This is a genomic window from Pseudomonas sp. 22072, from assembly GCF_052046095.1.
GTDB lineage: Bacteria > Pseudomonadota > Gammaproteobacteria > Pseudomonadales > Pseudomonadaceae > Aquipseudomonas > Aquipseudomonas paracarnis.
Genome location: NZ_JBQEQE010000026.1, coordinates 55312 through 73818 on the forward strand (window position 1 = coordinate 55312; position 18507 = coordinate 73818).

The window sequence follows — 18507 nt, forward strand, 5'->3', positions numbered from 1 at the left end:
GTTGACCGCGCCCCAACATGAGAATGCGGTCGACGGTGGAAGCTGGCTTGTCTGCGATGCAGTGACTCGGTCTTACTGGATCTCTTCCGGCTTGACGACCACCCAGTTCTTGTCCGCCGTCACCGGCAGCCCTTCCTTGGCTTGCGCCGCCGCGTGCTTGGCGATCATGCCGTTGAGTTGGGTCATGTACTTGTCTTTGCGGTTGATCCACAGGTGGACGCCGCCCTTGGCCACGTCCACATCGTGGAACAGCATGTAGCCGTCGCTGGTCGGTGTGTCACCGCCGACAATCACTGGTTTTTTCCATTCGTCGATGTAGGTGAGGATCGCCGCGTGCTTGCCGGCCATCCAGGTCGCCGGGGTCCATAGGTAGGGGGTCAGTTCCAGGCCGAGGTTGCTCTTCTCGTCATACTTGCCGGCAGTGATCTGTTTGCGTGCGGTGGTCAGCTCGCCGGTCTTGCGGTCCTTGAGCATCGTGGTCACGCCGATGACGTTCTCGGGTTTGACGTTGTAGCCGTACTTCGGATCAGCCGCGACCATGCGCACCAACTCCTCGGACGCGGCGGTCATCACATAGACCTCGATGCCGTTTTCCATCAGTTTGTTGTACAGCTCGGCCTGGCCGGTGAAGACTTTTGGCGGCTGTACCTCGGATTTTTTCACCACGTCGCCTTCGAAATAGCTGACCGGCACGGGCTTGCCGGAGGCCATCAGCTCGTCGACCTGCACTTTGAGTTCCTTGAGGGTGAAGCCGGAAAAAATCTGCGCAACCCAGGGGTAGCAGACCATGTCGTCGACTTCGCACAGGCGATAGTAGTAGCTGAACAGACTTTCCTTATGGTCGGCGGTGTCTTTGAAGGGGATAAGCTTGAGCGAAGGGTCCATGGTTTCGCGGGTGATCAGGCCCTTGTTTTCCATGAACGGCAGCAAGGACTCTTCAAGGTCGTAGCGGTAACTGGTGTTGTCCATATCGAACACCGCGTAGTTACCCTTGTTGGCGTTGGCGGCGATCATTTCATTGAGTTGTTTGGCGGCAGGTGCCGGCCAGTGTTTCAACTCGGTGGCGGCAAACGCCTGGCTGGCGAGCCCGAGGCAAAAGGCGGCGGATAACAGTAGTTTCGGCGCGAGCTTCATAGGCGTTGTCTCCCTCAAGTGAAAGACATCGACGCTAACAAATCCGTATGACAGTTATCGCCCGAGCGCGACCGCTGACGTCGCGATTGCGCCAAGCGCATACGCCTGGGCGTCAAACGCTTATTCCAAAAACGACAGTCGCCATTCCATATTGGTATTAAATCAATATATTTCAAGCTGTTAGGCTTCCCGGTTCGCAATCGCAGGCTCACGCGATTGGCTGCCTTCTCAACGGAGCTTCAATGAATCTGCCCCTGATTCTCAATTTATTGGTGTTCGTGGCCCTGTTGCTGGGCCTGGCACAAACCCGCCGTACAAACTGGAGCCTCGCCAAGAAGGTGCTGTTCGCCCTGGTGCTTGGCGTGCTGTTCGGTGCGGCGTTGCATACGATCTACGGCGACGGCAACCCGGTGCTCAAAGCTTCGATCGGCTGGTTTGACCTGGTCGGCAACGGCTATGTGCAGCTGCTGCAAATGATCGTGATCCCGCTGGTATTCGCCTCGATCCTCAGTGCCGTGGCACGCCTGCACAACGCCTCGTCCCTGGGCAAGATCAGCTTCCTGACCATCGGCACGCTGCTGTTCACCACGGCCATCGCGGCCCTGATCGGCATCGGCCTGACCAACCTGTTCGGCCTCACTGCCGAAGGCCTGGTGGCCGGCACCCAGGAAATGGCGCGCCTGCAAGTGATCCAGAGTGATTACGCGGGCAAGGTTGCCGACCTGAATATCCCGCAGTTGCTGCTGTCGTTCGTACCGGCCAACCCGTTCGCCGACCTGGCCCGGGCCAAGCCGACGTCGATCATCAGCGTGGTGATTTTCGCCGCGTTCCTTGGGGTTGCCGCGCTGCAACTGCTCAAGGACGACGTGGAAAAAGGCCAGAAAGTCCTTAACGCCATCGACACCCTGCAAGCCTGGGTGATGCGCCTGGTGCGCCTGGTGATGAAGCTGACCCCCTACGGTGTGCTGGCGCTGATGACCAAAGTGGTCGCCGGTTCCAACCTGCAAGACATCATCAAGCTGGGCAGTTTCGTGGTGGTGTCGTACCTGGCCCTGGGCCTGATGTTCGTGGTGCACGGCCTGCTGCTGTCCTTGGCCGGGATCAACCCGCTGCGCTTCTTCCGCAAGGTGTGGCCGGTGCTGACCTTCGCCTTCACCAGCCGCTCCAGCGCTGCAAGCATCCCGCTGAGCATTGAAGCGCAGACCCGTCGCCTGGGCATCCCGCAATCCATCGCCGGCTTCGCCGCCTCGTTTGGCGCGACCATCGGCCAGAACGGTTGTGCCGGTCTTTACCCTGCGATGTTGGCGGTGATGGTCGCGCCGACTGTGGGCATCAACCCGTTGGACCCACTGTGGATCGCGACCCTGGTGGCGATAGTGACCTTGAGTTCGGCGGGCGTTGCCGGCGTGGGCGGCGGTGCGACCTTTGCCGCGCTGATCGTGCTGCCGGCCATGGGCTTGCCGGTGTCACTGGTGGCGCTGTTGATTTCCGTGGAGCCGCTGATCGACATGGGCCGTACGGCGTTGAACGTCAATGGTTCGATGACGGCGGGGGCGATTACCAGCCAGATCATGGGGCAGACGGATAAAGCGTTGCTGGATGCCGATGAGCATGCCGAGTTAGCGCAGGTCTGATAGGCCGCTATCGCAGGCAAGCCAGCTCCCACATTTAATGTATTCACACATCAAACTGTGGGAGCTGGCTTGCCTGCGATGCTTTTAGGCTTTTTCCCACACCTCGAAGTTGTAGGCCGGCTTATCACCTTCAGCCGGATTCTCGACATTCGACACCAGCTTCCACTGGTTCCCATCAAACTGCGGAAACCACGCATCCCCTTCCGGGCTCAGCGCCACGCGGGTCAGGTATAAGCGATCGGCCTGTTCCAGCCCCTGCGCATACAACTGCGCGCCGCCAATCAGCATCAGCTCGTCCACGCCTTGCGCCTTGGCCCATTCCTCAGCGCGCTCGACCGCTGCACCCAGTGAAGGAAAAACTTCCGCACCTTCCAGCACAAGATCGGTCTGACGGCTGACCACCAGGTTCAAGCGCCCCGGCAGCGGTCGGCCCAGGGAATCCCAGGTCTTGCGCCCCATGATGATCGGCTTGCCAAGGGTGGTGGCTTTGAAATATTTGAAATCCCCCGGCAAATGCCAGGGCATGCTGTTGTCGACGCCGATCACACGGTTTTCACCGAGGGCTGCGATCAGGCTTAAAGGGAGAGTTTTTTTCATGGCGACGAGAATACCAGAGCGGCGAGCCAGCGGTTATGCTCCAACCTCATCAACACGACAGGACGGCGCGTGACTGCACTGAACCCGCTGCACAGACTTTGGCTGACAGAAACCGTGCGCCTGCGGGAAGAACACGCCGGCCCCCTGGAAGACCTGGAAGCCAACCGCTTGGCCCGCACCGCCGGGGGCGATCTGGCCACGCGCATCCAGCAGCGTGCGCTGCACCTGGCCGAGCGCGATGGTTTGGCCGCCGCGCTCAGCCGCTGGCTGCAAGGCGCACGCCTGGCGCTGTTGTTACTGGCGGCGGTCGCCGTCATCAGCGGCGCCGGTTTGGCGTTCGCCGCGCTGGGTAATGGCCTGGCCCCGGTGAATGTGTTCTGGGCCTTGGGCAGCCTGCTCGGCCTGAACCTGATCTTGCTGATCAGTTGGGCCCTGGGCCTGTTGTTTGCCGGCGAACACAGCGCCAGCCTTGGCCGGCTGTGGTTGTGGCTCAGCGAGAAACTGGCCCGTGACGCCAAGGCCGCGCAACTGGCCCCGGCGTTGTTGCTGTTGCTGCAACGGCAAAAACTCAATCGCTGGGCGGTGGGTGTGCTGGTCAACAGCTTGTGGTTGCTGGCCTTGCTCAGCGCCCTGGTGATCCTACTGACTCTGCTCGCCACCCGCCGCTATGGGTTTGTGTGGGAAACCACCATTCTCGGCGCCGATACCTTTGTCGCCGTGACCCAGGCCCTCGGCACACTCCCGGCTCTGCTCGGTTTCAATGTGCCCACCGTGGAGATGATCCGCGCCAGCGGCGACTCCGCGCTGAATATCGAAAGCGCCCGCCAGGCCTGGGCGGCCTGGCTGGTGGGCGTGTTGCTGGTCTACGGTCTGCTGCCGCGGTTGATCCTTGCCTTGCTGTGCCTGTGGCGATGGAAACGCGGGCGCGCAGCGTTGCACCTGGACCTCAACCTGCCCGGTTACGCCCAACTGCGCGAACGCCTGATGCCCAGCAGCGAGCGCCTGGGGGTCAACGATGTGGCGCCCGAACACCTGCACCCGATCAGCGGCGGCGCAAGTGAGCTGGAGAGTGATGGCGCCTTGCTGGTCGCCATCGAACTCGACGACCAACACCCTTGGCCCCCCAAACTGCCTGCCAACGTCAAGAACGCCGGCATCCTCGACAGCCGCGAATCACGCAACAAACTGCTGGAGCAACTCAGCCGTTTCCCACCCGCGCGCCTGGCCATCGCCTGTGACCCGCGCCGCTCGCCCGACCGTGGCAGCCTGGCACTGATCGCCGAGCTGGCACGCAGCGCCACCGACACTCGCGTATGGCTGCTGCAGGCACCACCGGGCCAGGCGCTGGACGCCGAGCGCCTGGGCGACTGGCATGCCGCGTTGCAACAGCTTGAAGTGTCGTTTGCCGATTGCGCGCCGCTCACTTGGCTGGAGACAGGTCATGACTAAACCGCTGAAACTCGCCGTGGTCGGCCATACCAACGTGGGCAAAACCTCATTGTTGCGCACCCTCACCCGCGATGTCGGCTTTGGCGAAGTGTCCCATCGCCCCAGCACCACGCGGCACGTGGAAGGTGCACGCCTATCGGTAGATGGCGAAGCTTTGCTGGAGCTGTACGACACTCCCGGCCTGGAAGACGCCATCGCCCTGCTCGATTACCTGGAACGCCTCGACCGCCCCGGCGAACGCCTGGATGGCCCTGCGCGGCTGGCGCGTTTCCTGGAAGGCAGCGAGGCGCGCCAGCGTTTCGAACAGGAAGCCAAGGTGCTGCGCCAGTTGCTGGCCTCCGATGCCGGCCTGTACGTGATCGACGCTCGCGAGCCGGTGCTGGCCAAGTACCGCGACGAACTGCAAGTGCTGGCCAGTTGCGGCAAGCCGTTGTTGCCGGTGCTCAACTTTGTCAGCAGCAGCGACCACCGCGAACCGGACTGGCGCGAAGCCCTGGCCCGCCTCGGCCTGCATGCGCTGGTGCGTTTCGACAGCGTGGCACCGCCCGAAGACGGCGAACGCCGGCTGTATGAAAGCCTGGCCCTGCTGCTGGAAAACTCACGGCCGCAGTTGGAACGCCTGATCCTCGATCAAGAAGCCCAGCGCCAGGCTCGCCAGCAAAGCGCCGCCCGCTTGATCGCCGAACTGTTGATCGACTGCGCGGCCTGCCGTCGCAGTGTGACAACCGAGAATGAGCCCCAAGCCGTCAGCGACTTACGCAAGGCCGTGCGCCAACGCGAACAAAAGTGCGTTGAAGCCCTGCTCAAACTGTTCGGCTTTCGCTCACAGGACGCGGCGGCCAGCGACCTGCCGCTGCTCGACGGTCGCTGGGGCGATGACTTGTTCAACCCCGAAACCCTCAAGCAACTTGGCGTGCGGGTCGGCGGCGGGATAGCTGCCGGAGCCGCTGCCGGTGCTGGCGTGGATCTACTGGTCGGCGGCCTGACCCTTGGCGCCGCGGCCCTGGCAGGCGCTATCGCCGGTGGCGCCCTGCAAACCGCACGCAGCTACGGCAGTCGCCTGCTCGGCAAGATCAAGGGCCAGCGCGAGCTGACCGTCGACGACAGCGTGCTGCGCCTGCTAGCCCTGCGCCAGCGCCAGTTGCTCAAGGCCCTGAACCTGCGCGGCCATGCGGCAATGCACAGCATCAAGGTCGATACGCCCCAGGACAAAAGCTGGCGCGAGGGCAAACTGCCCGACGCCTTGAACAAAGCCCGCGCCTATCCGCAATGGTCATCCCTCAACCCTCACGCGAAACTAAGCCAGGCCGAGCGCCAGGAGCAGGTTGAAGCCCTGGCCCAACGCCTGGACCAGACCTGAACCGCCAATGCCTGCCTGTTCCGGGTTCATCACGCTTCTCCCCATAACCTGCGGATATTGCGCTCGGCCATGGCCGGCCCCACGCTCATCCCTACGCCGGTGTGCATCAAGGCAGCGCTGACGCCAGGTGCCGCCTCCACAAACGAAAACGGCCCGGGGCCGCGAGCGCCGTAGACGCCTTGCCAGCGCTCGACCACCTGGATGTTGCACCCCAGGGTCTGCTGCGCCAGCTCGATCATCCAGTCATCGATCTGCTCGGCATTGAAGGGCGACGGGTCGCTGTCGTAATGGTGGGAGTCGCCGATGATCAGCTCGCCATGGGGCGTGGGGCTGATCAGCAGATGAATGCCGTGTTCCTGCAGATGTGGCGTTTCGCGCAGAATCTGCGCCTGGACCACAGCGGCTTCCGGCAGGTCGGCGAAAGCGCCGTAATGCACGCAACTCAAGCCGGTGAGCAGCGCGTGTTGCAGGTTCAGATTAAGCACCGGCCGCGCACGCAGCATTTGCAGGCGGCAGGTGTGCGGGTTGAGCGGGGCGATGGATTCGGCCAGCAGGGTCTGATAGTCGTGGCCTGAACAGACAACGATCTGCTTCCCGGGAAAGCTGCCGGCCGTGCTGTGCAGCTGGCCCGGCTCTACGTCACGTACCAGCGTGGAGAAGTGAAACTCCACGTGCAAGTGCTGGCTCAGGTAATGGATCAGCGCCGGGATCGCCTCGCGGGAGTACAACTGCTGGTCATCCTTGCCATGCAGGGCGGCGCGGTGATGGCGGAACTGGCCGGCGTACAGGTCGTTCATGGCAGCGCCCTGCAGCAGCTCGACGTTGTAGCCGTGCTCCCGCGCGCGCCCGGCGCAGAAGGCTTCGAGCAGATGTTCTTCGGCTTCAGTGCGGGCGAACAGGTAGGAGCCATTGCGCTTGAGCGCCAGGCCCGCCGCTTGCGCCCACTGGCCCCATATTTCGCGGCTTTCCCGCGCCAGGTCCAGCATTGGCCCTGGTGGTTGACCGGTGACCAGTGCCTGGCCGAAGTTGCGCACTGAGGCGCCCAATGGCGTGGCGCTGCGCTCGAACACCTTGACCTTGAGGCCGCGCATGGCGGCGGCATAGGCGTGGGAGAGGCCGAGGATGCCGGCGCCGACGACTAACAGATCACTACTCATACTGTCCTCTGGTTCCCGCGCTCCGCGTGGGAATTCATCCGGTGACGCTCCGCGTCACGACCTTTAAAAGCGGACGCGGAGCGTCCAGAGCGGCGTTACCACGCCGAGCGTGGGAACGATCGGTTACTGTTTTTCCGACTTACCGTCATAACGCTTACGCCATTCGGCCAGGATGCTGTCACGGTTCCTGGAAGCCCAGACAAAGTCGTTCTTGATCAACCGTTGCTCATAGTCCGCCGGCAATTCGGTCTGCGGCTTGGCGATACCCGGTTGCGCGAGCACGGCGAAGTTTTCCTTGTACAGGTCCATCGCCGCGGTGCTGGCAGAGAAGTCGGCGAGTTTTTTCGCCGCGTCGGCATGGGCAGTGCCCTTGATCACAGCGGTGGCTTCGATCTCCCAGCCCAGCCCCTCTTTGGGCAGGATGATCTCCAGCGGCGCGCCCTGGCGTTTGAGCTGAACCGCCGGGTATTCGAAGGAAATGCCAATCGGGAACTCACCGGACGCCGCCAGCTTGCATGGCTTGGAGCCAGAGTGAACGTACTGGCCGATGTTCCGGTGCAGGTCGTCCATGTACAGCCAGCCTTGCTTCTCGCCGAAGGTCTGGAGCCAGGCGCTGACATCCAGGAAGCCGGTGCCTGAAGACGCCGGGTTAGGCATCACGATCTTGCCCTTGTATTCGGGCTTGGTCAGGTCCTGCCAGCTCACCGGTTTGGTGAGGCCCTGCTTCTCGGCTTCGACGGTGTTGAAGCAGAGGGTGGCGGCCCACACGTCCATGCCCACCCAGGCCGGAGGGTTGGCGGCGTCGCGGTAATGCTTGCCGATCTTGTCCAGGTCCTTGGGCGCGTAGTTGTCGAGCATGCCTTGCTGATCGAGGATCGCCAGGCTGGAGGCGGCCAGGCCCCACACTACGTCAGCCTGGGGGCGGTCTTTCTCGGCCAGCAGTTTGGCGGTGATGATGCCGGTGGAGTCGCGCACCCACTTGATCTCGACGTCGGGGTTGGCCTGTTCGAAAGCTTTTTTGTAGGTCTTCAATTGCTCGGCTTCAAGGGCCGTGTATACGGTCAACTCGGTCTTGGCGAAGGCATTCAGACTGAATGCCGTGAGGACTGCAGCGACCAGCGCCAGGGGCTTGAACATGGAGCACCTCCTTCAGGGATGTTTATTGGCCAGGTGCGCGCTGGCGCCAGGCTTGGGAGCGGCGCAGCGCGCCACGTGAAGCCCACGCCAGCAGCAGCGAGACGCTGGCCGAGGTGAACAGGATCAGGGTCGACATGGCCGCCGCGCCCCCCACATTGCCGGCGTCGTCCATGTTCAGCACGGCGACGGCGGCGAGGATGGTGTCGGGGCTGTAGAGGAAGATCGCGGCGGAGACGGTGGTCATCGCCGAGACAAACAGGTAGCGCAGGATGTCCAGCAGCGCCGGCAGACAGATCGGCACTGTGACGCGCAGATAATGGCGGTACAACGGTGCCTTGAGGGACAACGCGGCGGCTTCGAACTCGGCGTCCAACTGGCGCAAGGCGGTGGTTGCAGTCATCTGCGCGGTGGTCAGGTAGTGTGCAATGGTGCACACCACCAGCAACGCCATGCTGCCGTACAACACATGCAACGGGTTGCCGTTGAGGTTGAAGAAGAACACGTAGCCCAGCCCCAGGACCAGGCCCGGCACGGCCATTGGCACGAAGCTGAGCATGCGCAGCGCCAGGTTGAGGTTTTTCTGGCCCTTGGTTTTTTCCATCAGGTAGGCGCCGGTGAAAATCAGCACGCTGCCGATCAACGCCGTACACAGCGCCATGGTCAGGCTGTTGCGATAGGCCAGCCAGCCGCCGCCGGCGGTGTCTTCGAATTGGTAGTGGTTGAGCGACAGCGACAGGTTGTACGGCCAGAATTTCACCAGCGAGGAGTACACCGCCATGCCGAACACCAGCAGCAACGCCGCGCAAATCAGCAGCACGACGGCCAGGTAGCACCCGTCGCGCAGCCGCGATGGCGCTGGCTGGAACACCTGGGCGCGGCCGCTCATCGCGTCGCCATGCCGACGGCGCAACCACGCATCCACGCCAAAGCTGAACAGCGCCGGCAGCAGCAACACCATGCCGATCAACGCGCCGCGACCGAACTGTTGCTGGCCCACCACCGCCTTGTAGGCTTCCAGCGCCAGCACCTGATAATCGCCGCCCACCACCACCGGTACTCCGAAGTCGGTGATGGTCAGGGTGAACACCAGGCAGAAAGCGGCGAATACCGCCTGGCGCGTGGCTGGCCAGGTAATGCTGCGAAACGCCCGTGCCGGGCTGGCGCCCATGCTCGAAGCAGCGTCAAACAAGCGTGCATCCGCCAGGGACAACGCCGAGAGCAAGATCATCAAGGCATGGGGAAAGGTGTAAATCACCTCACCGAGCACAATGCCCCAGAAACCGTAGATATTCTCCGAGAACAAGCCGCGCAGCAGGCCCTGGTTGCCGAACAGATAAACCAGAGCAATACCTGGCAGCATCGACGGCGCCATCAATGGCAGCAATGACAGGCCGCGCCAGATGGACTTGCCGGGGATCAGCGTGCGTTGCAGGGCATAGGCAAACAAGTAGGCCAGCGGCACGACGATGGCCGCCACGCTGAGGGAAACTTTCAGGCTATTGCCCAGCAACCAGTGAAAGTTGGCGCTGCTCAGCAGTTCGCGAGCGGCTACCAGGCCACCGCCCTGCCCGGCTTCGCTGCTGAAGCCGCGCCAGAAGATCGCCAACAGCGGCAACAGCACCGCCACCACCAACAGGCCCAGCCAGAGCCATTTGCCGCCGACCACAAAGAGGCGGTCGCCCCACTCGGCTCGGGACACCTGGCGCGGTACCGGCAATGTCATCACCGCCCCCATCTCAGGCAAACACCTGCAGGCTGCGCGGCGGCAACGCCACCCAGATGTCCTGGGCGCCCAGGCGCGGCATCGCTTCCGGCGCCAGTTCAGCCAGCAACGCATGACCCGGCAATTGTTCCAGCTCAAAGCTCATGCGGCAGCGGTTGCCGAGAAAGGTGATCTCGCGAACCTTGGCCGGGAACAGGTTTTCTTCATGCACCGGTGGGTTGACGCAAATGGCTTCCGGGCGGCAGAACAAGCGGCCGGACTGGGCGACACCGGCGTCCTCAGCCAGGCGCATGTTCAACCCACCCACCTGAGCATGGCTGGCGCTGTTACGGCTGAACGGCAACCAGTTGCCCTGGCCGACAAACTCTGCCACGAACGGCGTGGCCGGGCGGTCGTAGATTTCCTGGGGCGTGGCGTACTGCTCGACCTTGCCGTTGTTCATCACGGCGATGCGGTCGGCCATCAACATGGCCTCGTCCTGGTTGTGGGTCACCATCAGGGTGGTGATACCCAGGCGCCGCTGCAGTTGGCGCAGTTCGGTGCACAGGTGCTCACGCACGCGGGCATCGAGGGCCGACATCGGCTCATCCAACAGCAATAACGACGGCGCCGGCGCCAGTGCGCGGGCCAGGGCGACGCGCTGTTGCTGGCCGCCGGAGAGTTGGCCGGGGTACTTCTTTTCGCTGCCCACCAGGCCGACCAGTTCGAGCATCTGCGCGACCCGCTTGCGCACTTCATCGCGGCCGCTGCCGGTGAGGCCGTAGCCGATGTTCGCTTCAACGCTGAGGTTGGGAAACAACGCATAGGACTGGAACAGGATGCCGTAGTCCCGCGCCTGGGGTGGCAGCAGGGACACGTCCCGCTCGCCCAGGTAAAGCTCACCGCTGTCCTGGCGCTCCAGGCCGGCGATGCAGCGCAGCAGTGTGGTCTTGCCACAGCCGGAAGGGCCCAGCAGGCACACCAGCTCGCCGGCGGCGACGTCCAGGGAGACGTTGTCCAGCGCGGTGAAGGCGCCAAAGCGTTTCTGGATTGCGCGCACTTTCATCGGTGCGCCGGGTTGGGTCAGGGCTGTGTGCATGGTGGCACCTCATCGAACGAATGAAGGCCATGCTAGGAGGGCAATGCGTAGCGGGTGTGGCAGAAAGGCAAAAAGAGGTGATAGTGGTATTGGTGGATTTGTGTAGGACTCACGACCGCTATCATGATCGTTCCCACGCTCTGCGTGGGAATGTCTCTAGTGACGCTCCGCGTCACGGACGCGGAGCGTCCTGAGCGGCGTTCCCACGCGGAGCGTGGGAACGATCAGAGGGGTGACATTTCCTGAGCCAGGCCAAGGAACGCCGCAGGCAGGCGCGCTCCTTTGCGCTCCTTGAGGCAATACAGATACTCCGGAATCTGCGGTGCATTCTCGATGGTCAGCACGCGCAACTGCGGGTCGTGGGGCACTTCCTGGCGGGCGATGATGCTGATGCCGATATTGCGCAGCACCGCCTCGCGAATCGACTCACGGCTGCCAATCTCCAACAACGGCCCATATCCGACGCCCGCATTCTTCAACATCTCTTCCGTCAGCCTGCGGGTAGTGGAGCCCGCTTCACGCATCAGCAAGGTATGCCCGACTAGCGCGCTCAACGGTACGTGATCGAGCTTGGCCAACGGGTGATTGCGGTGCACCGCCAGCACCAGCGGGTCGGTGCCCAGCACGCGGCGGATCAGCCGGGCGTCTTCCAGCAATTGCGATGAGGCCGCGACATCGACGCGGTAATCGTCCAGCGCCTCAAGCACCTGCTGGGAGTTGCCGATTTCCACCGACACGTCCACCTGGGGCAGGCGCTCGCGAAAGGCTTTGACCAGATCGAGGATGTAATACGGCGCCGTTGCGGCAATTCTCAGCGCACCCTGGACCTGGCCGTTGTTGCGCAGGAAAAACTCGATATCCGCTTCCTGCTGCAACAGCGCCTTGACCATCGGCAATAGCCGCGCGCCTTCGTCGCTGACGGTGAGGCGGCGGCCGCCACGGTAGAACAACTCGACGCCGTAGTGGCTTTCCAGGTTGCGAATCTGGGTGGTCACCGTGGGCTGGCTCAAGCCGAGTTTCTTCGCCGCCTGGGTAATGCTGCCCAGGCGGGCGACCATGAAAAACGCCTTTAACTCAGCACTCAGCACACCACCCTCTCATCCTCTATTTGCGCACCAGGCGCAGGCCATTGAACACCACCAGCAGGCTCACGCCCATGTCGGCGAAGACCGCCATCCACATGGTCGCCATGCCCATGAACGTGACGGCCAGGAAGATCGCCTTGATCACCAGCGCCAGGGCGATGTTCTGCTTGAGGATACTCGACGTTTGCCGCGACAACCGAATGAAAGCCGGAATCTTGCGCAAATCATCGTCCATCAGCGCCACGTCGGCGGTCTCGATAGCGGTGTCAGTGCCCGCCGCGGCCATCGCAAAGCCGATCTCGGCACGGGCCAGGGCCGGGGCGTCGTTGATGCCATCACCCACCATGCCCACCCGATGGCCCTGGCCGTAGAGGGTTTCGATGGCTTGCAGCTTGTCGGTGGGCAACAGGTCGCCCTGGGCCTGGTCGATGCCCACCTGGGCCGCAATGGCCTTGGCAGTGTGGGTGTTGTCGCCGGTGAGCATCAGGGTCTTGATGCCCAGGTCGTGCAACTGCTGAATGGCTTCGCGGCTGCTCTCCTTGACCGTGTCGGCCACGGCAAACAGCGCCAGGGGGCCGGACTTGTCCAGCAGCAGCACGACGGACTTACCTTGTTTTTCCAGGGCGAAGAGTTTTTCTTCCAACGCCTCTGAGCACAAGCCCAGATCTTCCACCAGGCGGTGGTTGCCCAGGTGATAGGTCTGGCCGTTGATGTCGCCGCGCACACCGCGCCCGGCCAGGGCCTCGAAGTTATCCACAGCGTGAGTCGACAGGTTTTTATCCACAGCCGCGTTGGCAATCGCCAGGGACACCGGATGATCGGAACGCGATGCCAAGCTGGCCGCCAGGGCCGGCGCGCTGTCTTCGATGTTCGGGAACAGCGGCAGGTAGTCGGTTTGCACCGGTTTGCCGTGAGTGATGGTGCCGGTCTTGTCGAGGGCCAGGTAGTCGAGCTTGTAGCCGCCCTCCAGGTACACGCCGCCCTTGATCAGGATGCCTTTGCGCGCCGCCGCCGCCAGGCCGCTGACAATGGTCACCGGGGTGGAGATCACCAAGGCACAAGGGCAGGCCACCACCAGCAGCACGAGGGCGCGGTAGATCCAGTCAAACCACACGCCCGCCATGAACAGCGGCGGAATCACCGCCACACCGAGGGCAAACAGGAAGACAGCCGGGGTGTAGACCTTGGAGAAACTGTCGACAAAGCGCTGGGTTGGCGCCCGTGCCCCTTGGGCCTGTTCCACGGCGTGAATGATCCGCGCCAGCGTGGAGTTGTTGGCCGCGGCGGTGACCTTGTACTCCAGGGCGCCGGCCTGGTTGATGGTGCCGGCAAACACTTTATCGCCCACGGTTTTTTCTATCGGCAGGCTTTCCCCGGTGATCGGTGCCTGGTCGATGGTGGACTGGCCGGCCGTGACTTCACCGTCGAGCCCGATGCGCTCGCCGGGTTTTACTCGGACAATCGCGCCAAGATCAATGCTCTTGACCTCTTGTTCCAGCCAGGAACCATCGGCCTGGCGTACCGTGGCCTGTTCCGGGGTCATCTGCATCAGGCCGCTGATGGCGTTGCGCGCCCGGTCCAGGGACTTGGCCTCAATCAACTCGGCCACGGTGAACAGGAACATCACCATCGCCGCTTCCGGCCACTGGCCAATCAGGATCGCGCCCGTCACCGCGATGCTCATCAAGGCATTGATATTGAGGTTGAAGTTCTTCAGGGCAATCCAGCCCTTCTTGTAGGTGGTAAGGCCGCCGCTGAGAATCGACACCAACGCCACCAGCGCGATTACCCAGGTGGGGGCCACACCAGTGAAGTGCAACACCTCTGCCCCCAGGGCACCCACGCCCGACACCGCCAGCGGCCACCAATGTTTCTTGGCGGGCGGCGCGGCAGCGGGGCTGCCTTCTTCGATAGGGTCGGCCTGCATGCCGATGGACTTGATTGCCTCAATGATCGGCGCCGTGTTCGGCAGGTCATGGGTGACGCCGAGGATGCGGTTGATCAGGTTGAATTCCAGTTGCTGCACGCCAGCGAGCTTGCCCAGCTTGTTCTGGATCAGCGTCTGCTCGGTAGGGCAATCCATGGCTTCGATGCGGAAGGCGCTCAGGCGCGAGCCGGCGGTGGGCGCTTCACTCAAGGTCACGATGGCAGGCCCGGCAGCGCCGGAGCAGCAGGAGCCGGAATGGCCGTGGTTATCCACAGGCGTGAGTTTGGCGGGCCCATGGTCATGTTTGTGATCATGGCCGTGGTCATGACCGTGATCGTGATCATGCTTGTGGTCGTGCTTGTGCGGGGTATGAATGGAGTGGCTCATCAGGTCGCGTCCGTAAAGGTGCCTGTTGCCAAGTAAAGACCCTGTAGCCACTATAGGGTCAAGCGCCCATTTGGAGATTGCTGCGATGAAGATCGGCGAACTGGCCAAACTCACCGATTGCCCGGTGGAAACCATCCGTTATTACGAGAAGGAAAACCTGCTGCCGCCCCCGGCACGCACCGACGGCAACTACCGCGTATACACCCAGGCGCATACCGAACGGCTGACCTTTATCCGCAACTGCCGCAGCCTGGACATGACCCTCGAAGAAATCCGCAGCCTGCTGGGGCTGCGCGACAGCCCCCAGGACCAATGCGAAAGCGTGAATGCCTTGATCGACGAGCATATCCACCATGTGAAAGCGCGGATCGACGGGTTGTTGGCCTTGCAGGAACAACTGCTGGACCTGCGCCAACGTTGCGGCGGTGGGAACCAGTGCGGGATCTTGCAGCAGTTGGAAGTCAGCGGCGGGATTGCGGCCAGCGAGGCCGAGCCTTCGCATGTGGGCAGAAGCCACGGCCATTAACTCAAGCGAACACCAAACCCATGTGGGAGCTGGCTTGCCTGCGATGNTGACACTGCGCTATCGCAGGCAAGCCAGCTCCCACAGTTTTTCACCGAGTAAGGCTTTAGATCGCCACGTCGGCCTTGATGCTTGGGTCGGCGTCGTAGCCCACGATTTCGAAGTCTTCGAACTTATAGTCGTAGATCGACGCAGGCTTACGCTTGATCACCAGTTCCGGCAGTTTTTTCGGCGTACGCGCCAACTGGGTCTGGATCTGTTCCATGTGGTTGCTGTAGGCGTGGGTGTCGCCCGTGGTGACGATGATCTCGTGGGGGATCAGGTCGCACTGCTGGGCCAGCATGTGGGTCAGCAACGCCAGCGCGGCAGTGTTGTACGGCAGGCCCAGGAACACGTCGGAGCTGCGGATATACAGCTGCATCGACAGATGGCCGTCATGCACGAACGCCTGGTAAAGCAAATGGCACGGCGGCAAGGCTTGCTTGCCATTACGCGCGTTTTCCTGCGGGCTCTGGGTTTCGTCCGGCAGGTATTCAACGTTCCAGCCGTGGAACAGGATGCGACGGCTGTTGGGGTTGGTCTTGAGCGTGTGCACCATGTAGTCGATCTGGTTGATCGTGCCGCCGTCCTTGGTCGGCCAGGCGGTCCACTGCTCGCCGTAGACCGGGCCCAGGTCGCCGTCTTCGGTGGCCCACTCATCCCAAATCTTCACGCCATTTTCGTTGAGCCACTTGATGTTGGTGTTGCCGCTCAACATCCAGATCAGTTCGTTGGCGATGCTTTTGAAGTGCAGCTTCTTGGTGGTCAGCAGCGGGAAGCCGTCGGCCAGGTTATGCCGATACTGACGCGCAAACACAGCCTTGGTGCCGGTGCCCGTGCGGTCGCCCTTGGTCAGGCCATTGGTCACGACGTCCTGCAGCAGTTCGAGATATTGCTTCATGTTTTTACCCGTATCGTTGAAGCCAAGACCTCCTGGTCTTGGCATTCGAATTTAAAGCGCGGCGTTCTTCAGCGGCTGCGGGCGATTGTACGCCCACCACAGCATGCCCAGGCCCGCCAGGATCATCGGCAGGCTAAGCACCTGACCCATGGTCAGCCAGCCCCACGCCAGGTAGCCCAACTGCGCATCAGGTACCCGTACGAATTCGACGATAAAGCGGAAAATCCCGTAGAACAGCGCGAACATGCCCGAGACGGCCATGGTTGGGCGTGGCTTGCGCGAGAAGATATAGAGAATAAGGAACAGCGCCACACCTTCCAACGCGAACTGGTAAAGCTGCGACGGGTGGCGCGGCAGTTGTGCCGGGTCGCTGAACGGCGGGAACACCATGGCCCACGGTACGTCGGTCGGCTTGCCCCACAGCTCGGCGTTGATAAAGTTACCAATGCGCCCGGCGCCCAGGCCGATCGGCACGAAGGGGGCGACGAAGTCCATCAGCTGGAAGAACGACTTGCCATTGCGCCGGCCAAACCACCAGGCGGCGATCATCACGCCGATAAACCCCCCGTGGAACGCCATACCGCCCTTCCACACTTCGAAGATCAGGGTCGGGTTGGCGAGATACGCAGACAGGTCGTAGAACAGCACATACCCCAGGCGCCCGCCGACGATCACGCCCATCGACATCCAGAACACCATGTCGGAGAGCTTCTCCTTGGTCCAGGTCGGGTCGAAACGGTTCAGGCGCCGGGAAGCCAGCAGCCAGGCACCGCCGATGCCGATCAGGTACATCAACCCGTACCAATGGATTTTCAGCGGACCGATGGCCAGGGCCACCGGGTCGATCTGCGGGTAAGGCAGCATTGCGACTCCTCGTTAAAACATTTAGTCATGACGCACCGGACCATGCCGATGTGCGATTAAGCCTGCGTTACAGCTGCGAGATCAAATTAAGAAGTTCACATACACACCAAACAGCCCGGCATGTTAACGGATCAGAGGTGCGCGGCCCAACTTCGAGACGATGGAACACCGGCGCGTCTGTGGGTAGAGTGGCAAAAACACAAAAGGGGTCACCCGATGTGCCTGATTGTTTTCGCCTGGCGACCGGGCCATGCCCAACCGCTGATCGTTGCGGCCAACCGCGATGAGTTCTACGCCCGCCCCAGCCTGCCGCTAGCCCAGTGGGCGGATGCGCCCCAGGTCTATGCCGGTCGCGATCAGGAGGCCGGGGGCACCTGGCTGGGGATGAACGCGGATGGGCGCTTTGCCGCCTTGACCAACATCCGCGACCCGCACCAGCCACCGGCACGCAAGTCTCGCGGCGAACTGGTTGCGCGGTTTCTCAGCGGTTCGCTGCCGATCGACGATTATTTGGCCGATGTGAATGGCCGCTCGATTGAATATGCCGGGTTCAACCTGCTGGTGGGCACGCGGGATGAGCTGTGGCACTACAACGCCAATGACACCGAGGCTACGCGGTTGAAGGCTGGGGTGTACGGGTTATCCAATGCCGGGCTGGATACGCCATGGCCGAAGCTGGTGAAGGCCAAAGCAGCGTTCAGCGCCGTGCTGGAAAACCCCGAGCCTGAGGCACTGCTGGGAATTCTCAGCGACCCGCAGACTGCCCCGTTTGCTGAGTTGCCGGACACCGGCGTAGGCCTGGCGACCGAAAGCCTGCTGTCGAGCGTGTTTATCGCCAGCCCCAGTTATGGGACACGGGCGAGCACGGCGCTGATCGTGAATGCCAATGGGACGCGGCGGATGCTGGAGCGCAGCTTTGGCCCGCACGGGGGGCGGCTGGGTGAGGTGGACCTGATGTTTTAGCGCTGCTTGGACCACCGCTATCGCAGGCAAGCCAGCTCCCACAGGGGAATGCATTCCACAGGTGGGAGCTGGCTTGCCTGCGATGAAGGCGCTTCGGTCTAGAGGGTTTTGGCCGAGGCCGGGTTGATCATCCGGGTCAACCCCAGGTTTTTCAGCGCCAATTGCAGCGAGATGTGGATAACCTGCGGGTTGTCGATGGTCATCAACTCGGCGAGCAAATCCTTGGCCCTGCTCAATTCCACCTGGCGCAGCATCCACTTCACTTTGATCGTTCCCACGCTCTGCGTGGGAACGCCTCTTGTGACGCTCTGCGTCACGCTCTAAAAGCCGACGCGGAGCGTCCCAGGGCTGCATTCCCACGCAGAGCGCGGGAACGGTCTGCTAGAAGCTCGCTCCTACAGGGTTTTGGCCGAGGCCGGGTTGATCATCCGGGTCAACCCCAGGTTTTTCAGCGCCAATTGCAGCGAGCTGTGGATAACCTGCGGGTTGTCGATGGTCATCAACTCGGCGAGCAAATCCTTGGCCCTGCTCAATTCCACCTGGCGCAGC

General features: G+C 62.4%; 16 protein-coding genes and 1 pseudogene. 5 read left to right on the plus strand and 12 right to left on the minus strand.

The window, feature by feature from the left end; translation table 11 throughout:
* Nucleotides 1-72 precede the first annotated feature (72 nt).
* Nucleotides 73-1134 (minus strand): hypothetical protein, encoded by a 1062-nt coding sequence (locus ACTJLA_RS22325; RefSeq protein ID WP_054917029.1) that lies wholly within the window; start codon nucleotides 1132-1134, stop codon nucleotides 73-75.
* Between the two features lie 242 nt (nucleotides 1135-1376).
* Between ACTJLA_RS22325 and ACTJLA_RS22330 the strand changes: the two genes are divergently transcribed.
* Nucleotides 1377-2768, plus strand: a complete 1392-nt coding sequence (locus ACTJLA_RS22330) for an L-cystine transporter (protein WP_014720352.1) — start codon at nucleotides 1377-1379, stop codon at nucleotides 2766-2768.
* Between the two features lie 84 nt (nucleotides 2769-2852).
* Here the strand turns inward: ACTJLA_RS22330 and ACTJLA_RS22335 are convergent, their stop codons facing one another.
* The gene (locus ACTJLA_RS22335; protein ID WP_105228877.1) at nucleotides 2853-3365 is read right to left on the minus strand and encodes a dihydrofolate reductase; all 513 of its coding nucleotides are present in this window, start codon (nucleotides 3363-3365) and stop codon (nucleotides 2853-2855) included.
* 69 nt (nucleotides 3366-3434) lie between these two features.
* On the opposite strand from ACTJLA_RS22335, the gene ACTJLA_RS22340 reads away from it, so the two are divergent.
* Nucleotides 3435-4814, plus strand: a complete 1380-nt coding sequence (locus tag ACTJLA_RS22340; RefSeq protein ID WP_198716707.1) for a DUF2868 domain-containing protein — start codon at nucleotides 3435-3437, stop codon at nucleotides 4812-4814.
* Complete coding sequence (locus tag ACTJLA_RS22345; RefSeq protein WP_198861820.1) at nucleotides 4807-6174, plus strand: DUF3482 domain-containing protein; 1368 nt, start codon at nucleotides 4807-4809, stop codon at nucleotides 6172-6174. The genes ACTJLA_RS22340 and ACTJLA_RS22345 overlap by 8 nt, the downstream gene beginning before the upstream one ends.
* 29 nt (nucleotides 6175-6203) lie before the next feature.
* Here the strand turns inward: ACTJLA_RS22345 and ACTJLA_RS22350 are convergent, their stop codons facing one another.
* The 6 genes from ACTJLA_RS22350 to ACTJLA_RS22375 all read right to left on the minus strand — a co-directional run bounded on the left by ACTJLA_RS22350 (nucleotide 6204) and on the right by ACTJLA_RS22375 (nucleotide 14668).
* Nucleotides 6204-7331: a TIGR03364 family FAD-dependent oxidoreductase gene (locus tag ACTJLA_RS22350; RefSeq protein WP_314548786.1), complete on the minus strand. Its 1128-nt coding sequence runs from the start codon at nucleotides 7329-7331 to the stop codon at nucleotides 6204-6206.
* 123 nt (nucleotides 7332-7454) lie between these two features.
* Nucleotides 7455-8468, minus strand: coding sequence for a putative 2-aminoethylphosphonate ABC transporter substrate-binding protein (locus ACTJLA_RS22355; RefSeq protein ID WP_034128970.1), 1014 nt, complete (start codon nucleotides 8466-8468; stop codon nucleotides 7455-7457).
* Nucleotides 8469-8490: 22 nt separating this feature from the next.
* Nucleotides 8491-10203 (minus strand): putative 2-aminoethylphosphonate ABC transporter permease subunit, encoded by a 1713-nt coding sequence (locus ACTJLA_RS22360; protein ID WP_054898685.1) that lies wholly within the window; start codon nucleotides 10201-10203, stop codon nucleotides 8491-8493.
* A 1-nt stretch (nucleotide 10204) separates the two neighbouring features.
* Nucleotides 10205-11269, minus strand: a complete 1065-nt coding sequence (locus ACTJLA_RS22365) for a putative 2-aminoethylphosphonate ABC transporter ATP-binding protein (RefSeq protein ID WP_054917035.1) — start codon at nucleotides 11267-11269, stop codon at nucleotides 10205-10207.
* Between the two features lie 224 nt (nucleotides 11270-11493).
* Nucleotides 11494-12357 carry a LysR family transcriptional regulator gene (locus ACTJLA_RS22370; protein ID WP_054898683.1) on the minus strand — a complete coding sequence of 288 codons (864 nt, stop codon included), beginning with the start codon at nucleotides 12355-12357 and terminating at the stop codon, nucleotides 11494-11496.
* Nucleotides 12358-12373: 16 nt separating this feature from the next.
* Entirely contained in the window at nucleotides 12374-14668 is a 2295-nt protein-coding gene (locus ACTJLA_RS22375; RefSeq protein WP_440842146.1) for a heavy metal translocating P-type ATPase, read from the minus strand.
* An 85-nt stretch (nucleotides 14669-14753) separates the two neighbouring features.
* Between ACTJLA_RS22375 and cadR the strand changes: the two genes are divergently transcribed.
* On the plus strand, nucleotides 14754-15194 hold the full coding sequence (gene cadR, locus ACTJLA_RS22380) for a Cd(II)/Pb(II)-responsive transcriptional regulator (protein ID WP_003195185.1): 441 nt from the start codon (nucleotides 14754-14756) through the stop codon (nucleotides 15192-15194).
* A 103-nt stretch (nucleotides 15195-15297) separates the two neighbouring features.
* On the opposite strand, the gene ACTJLA_RS22385 is transcribed toward cadR, so the two are convergent.
* Both ACTJLA_RS22385 and lgt read right to left on the minus strand, forming a co-directional pair.
* Nucleotides 15298-16131 carry a thymidylate synthase gene (locus tag ACTJLA_RS22385; RefSeq protein ID WP_014720362.1) on the minus strand — a complete coding sequence of 278 codons (834 nt, stop codon included), beginning with the start codon at nucleotides 16129-16131 and terminating at the stop codon, nucleotides 15298-15300.
* Between the two features lie 51 nt (nucleotides 16132-16182).
* Complete coding sequence (gene lgt, locus ACTJLA_RS22390; RefSeq protein ID WP_003195189.1) at nucleotides 16183-16995, minus strand: prolipoprotein diacylglyceryl transferase; 813 nt, start codon at nucleotides 16993-16995, stop codon at nucleotides 16183-16185.
* Nucleotides 16996-17211: 216 nt separating this feature from the next.
* Here lgt and ACTJLA_RS22395 point away from each other — a divergent pair, with 216 nt between their 5' ends.
* Nucleotides 17212-17958: an NRDE family protein gene (locus tag ACTJLA_RS22395; protein WP_440842148.1), complete on the plus strand. Its 747-nt coding sequence runs from the start codon at nucleotides 17212-17214 to the stop codon at nucleotides 17956-17958.
* A gap of 98 nt (nucleotides 17959-18056) precedes the next feature.
* On the opposite strand, the pseudogene ACTJLA_RS22400 reads toward ACTJLA_RS22395, so the two are convergent.
* Together ACTJLA_RS22400 and ACTJLA_RS22405 are read right to left on the minus strand one after the other, a co-directional pair.
* Nucleotides 18057-18224: pseudogene (locus ACTJLA_RS22400) on the minus strand (hypothetical protein); the annotation flags it as partial.
* A 129-nt stretch (nucleotides 18225-18353) separates the two neighbouring features.
* On the minus strand, nucleotides 18354-18507 hold a 154-nt coding region (locus tag ACTJLA_RS22405; protein ID WP_440842150.1), incomplete at its 5' end, for a hypothetical protein.

Coding starts and splice junctions, on each gene's coding strand:
- ACTJLA_RS22325 (WP_054917029.1), bottom strand. CDS start 1,134: ATGAAGCTCGCGCCGAAACTACTGTTATCCGCCGCCTTTTGCCTCGGG.
- ACTJLA_RS22330 (WP_014720352.1), top strand. CDS start 1,377: ATGAATCTGCCCCTGATTCTCAATTTATTGGTGTTCGTGGCCCTGTTG.
- ACTJLA_RS22335 (WP_105228877.1), bottom strand. CDS start 3,365: ATGAAAAAAACTCTCCCTTTAAGCCTGATCGCAGCCCTCGGTGAAAAC.
- ACTJLA_RS22345 (WP_198861820.1), top strand. CDS start 4,807: ATGACTAAACCGCTGAAACTCGCCGTGGTCGGCCATACCAACGTGGGC.
- ACTJLA_RS22350 (WP_314548786.1), bottom strand. CDS start 7,331: ATGAGTAGTGATCTGTTAGTCGTCGGCGCCGGCATCCTCGGCCTCTCC.
- ACTJLA_RS22355 (WP_034128970.1), bottom strand. CDS start 8,468: ATGTTCAAGCCCCTGGCGCTGGTCGCTGCAGTCCTCACGGCATTCAGT.
- ACTJLA_RS22360 (WP_054898685.1), bottom strand. CDS start 10,203: ATGGGGGCGGTGATGACATTGCCGGTACCGCGCCAGGTGTCCCGAGCC.
- ACTJLA_RS22365 (WP_054917035.1), bottom strand. CDS start 11,269: ATGCACACAGCCCTGACCCAACCCGGCGCACCGATGAAAGTGCGCGCA.
- ACTJLA_RS22375 (WP_440842146.1), bottom strand. CDS start 14,668: ATGAGCCACTCCATTCATACCCCGCACAAGCACGACCACAAGCATGAT.
- cadR (WP_003195185.1), top strand. CDS start 14,754: ATGAAGATCGGCGAACTGGCCAAACTCACCGATTGCCCGGTGGAAACC.
- ACTJLA_RS22385 (WP_014720362.1), bottom strand. CDS start 16,131: ATGAAGCAATATCTCGAACTGCTGCAGGACGTCGTGACCAATGGCCTG.
- lgt (WP_003195189.1), bottom strand. CDS start 16,995: ATGCTGCCTTACCCGCAGATCGACCCGGTGGCCCTGGCCATCGGTCCG.
- ACTJLA_RS22395 (WP_440842148.1), top strand. CDS start 17,212: ATGTGCCTGATTGTTTTCGCCTGGCGACCGGGCCATGCCCAACCGCTG.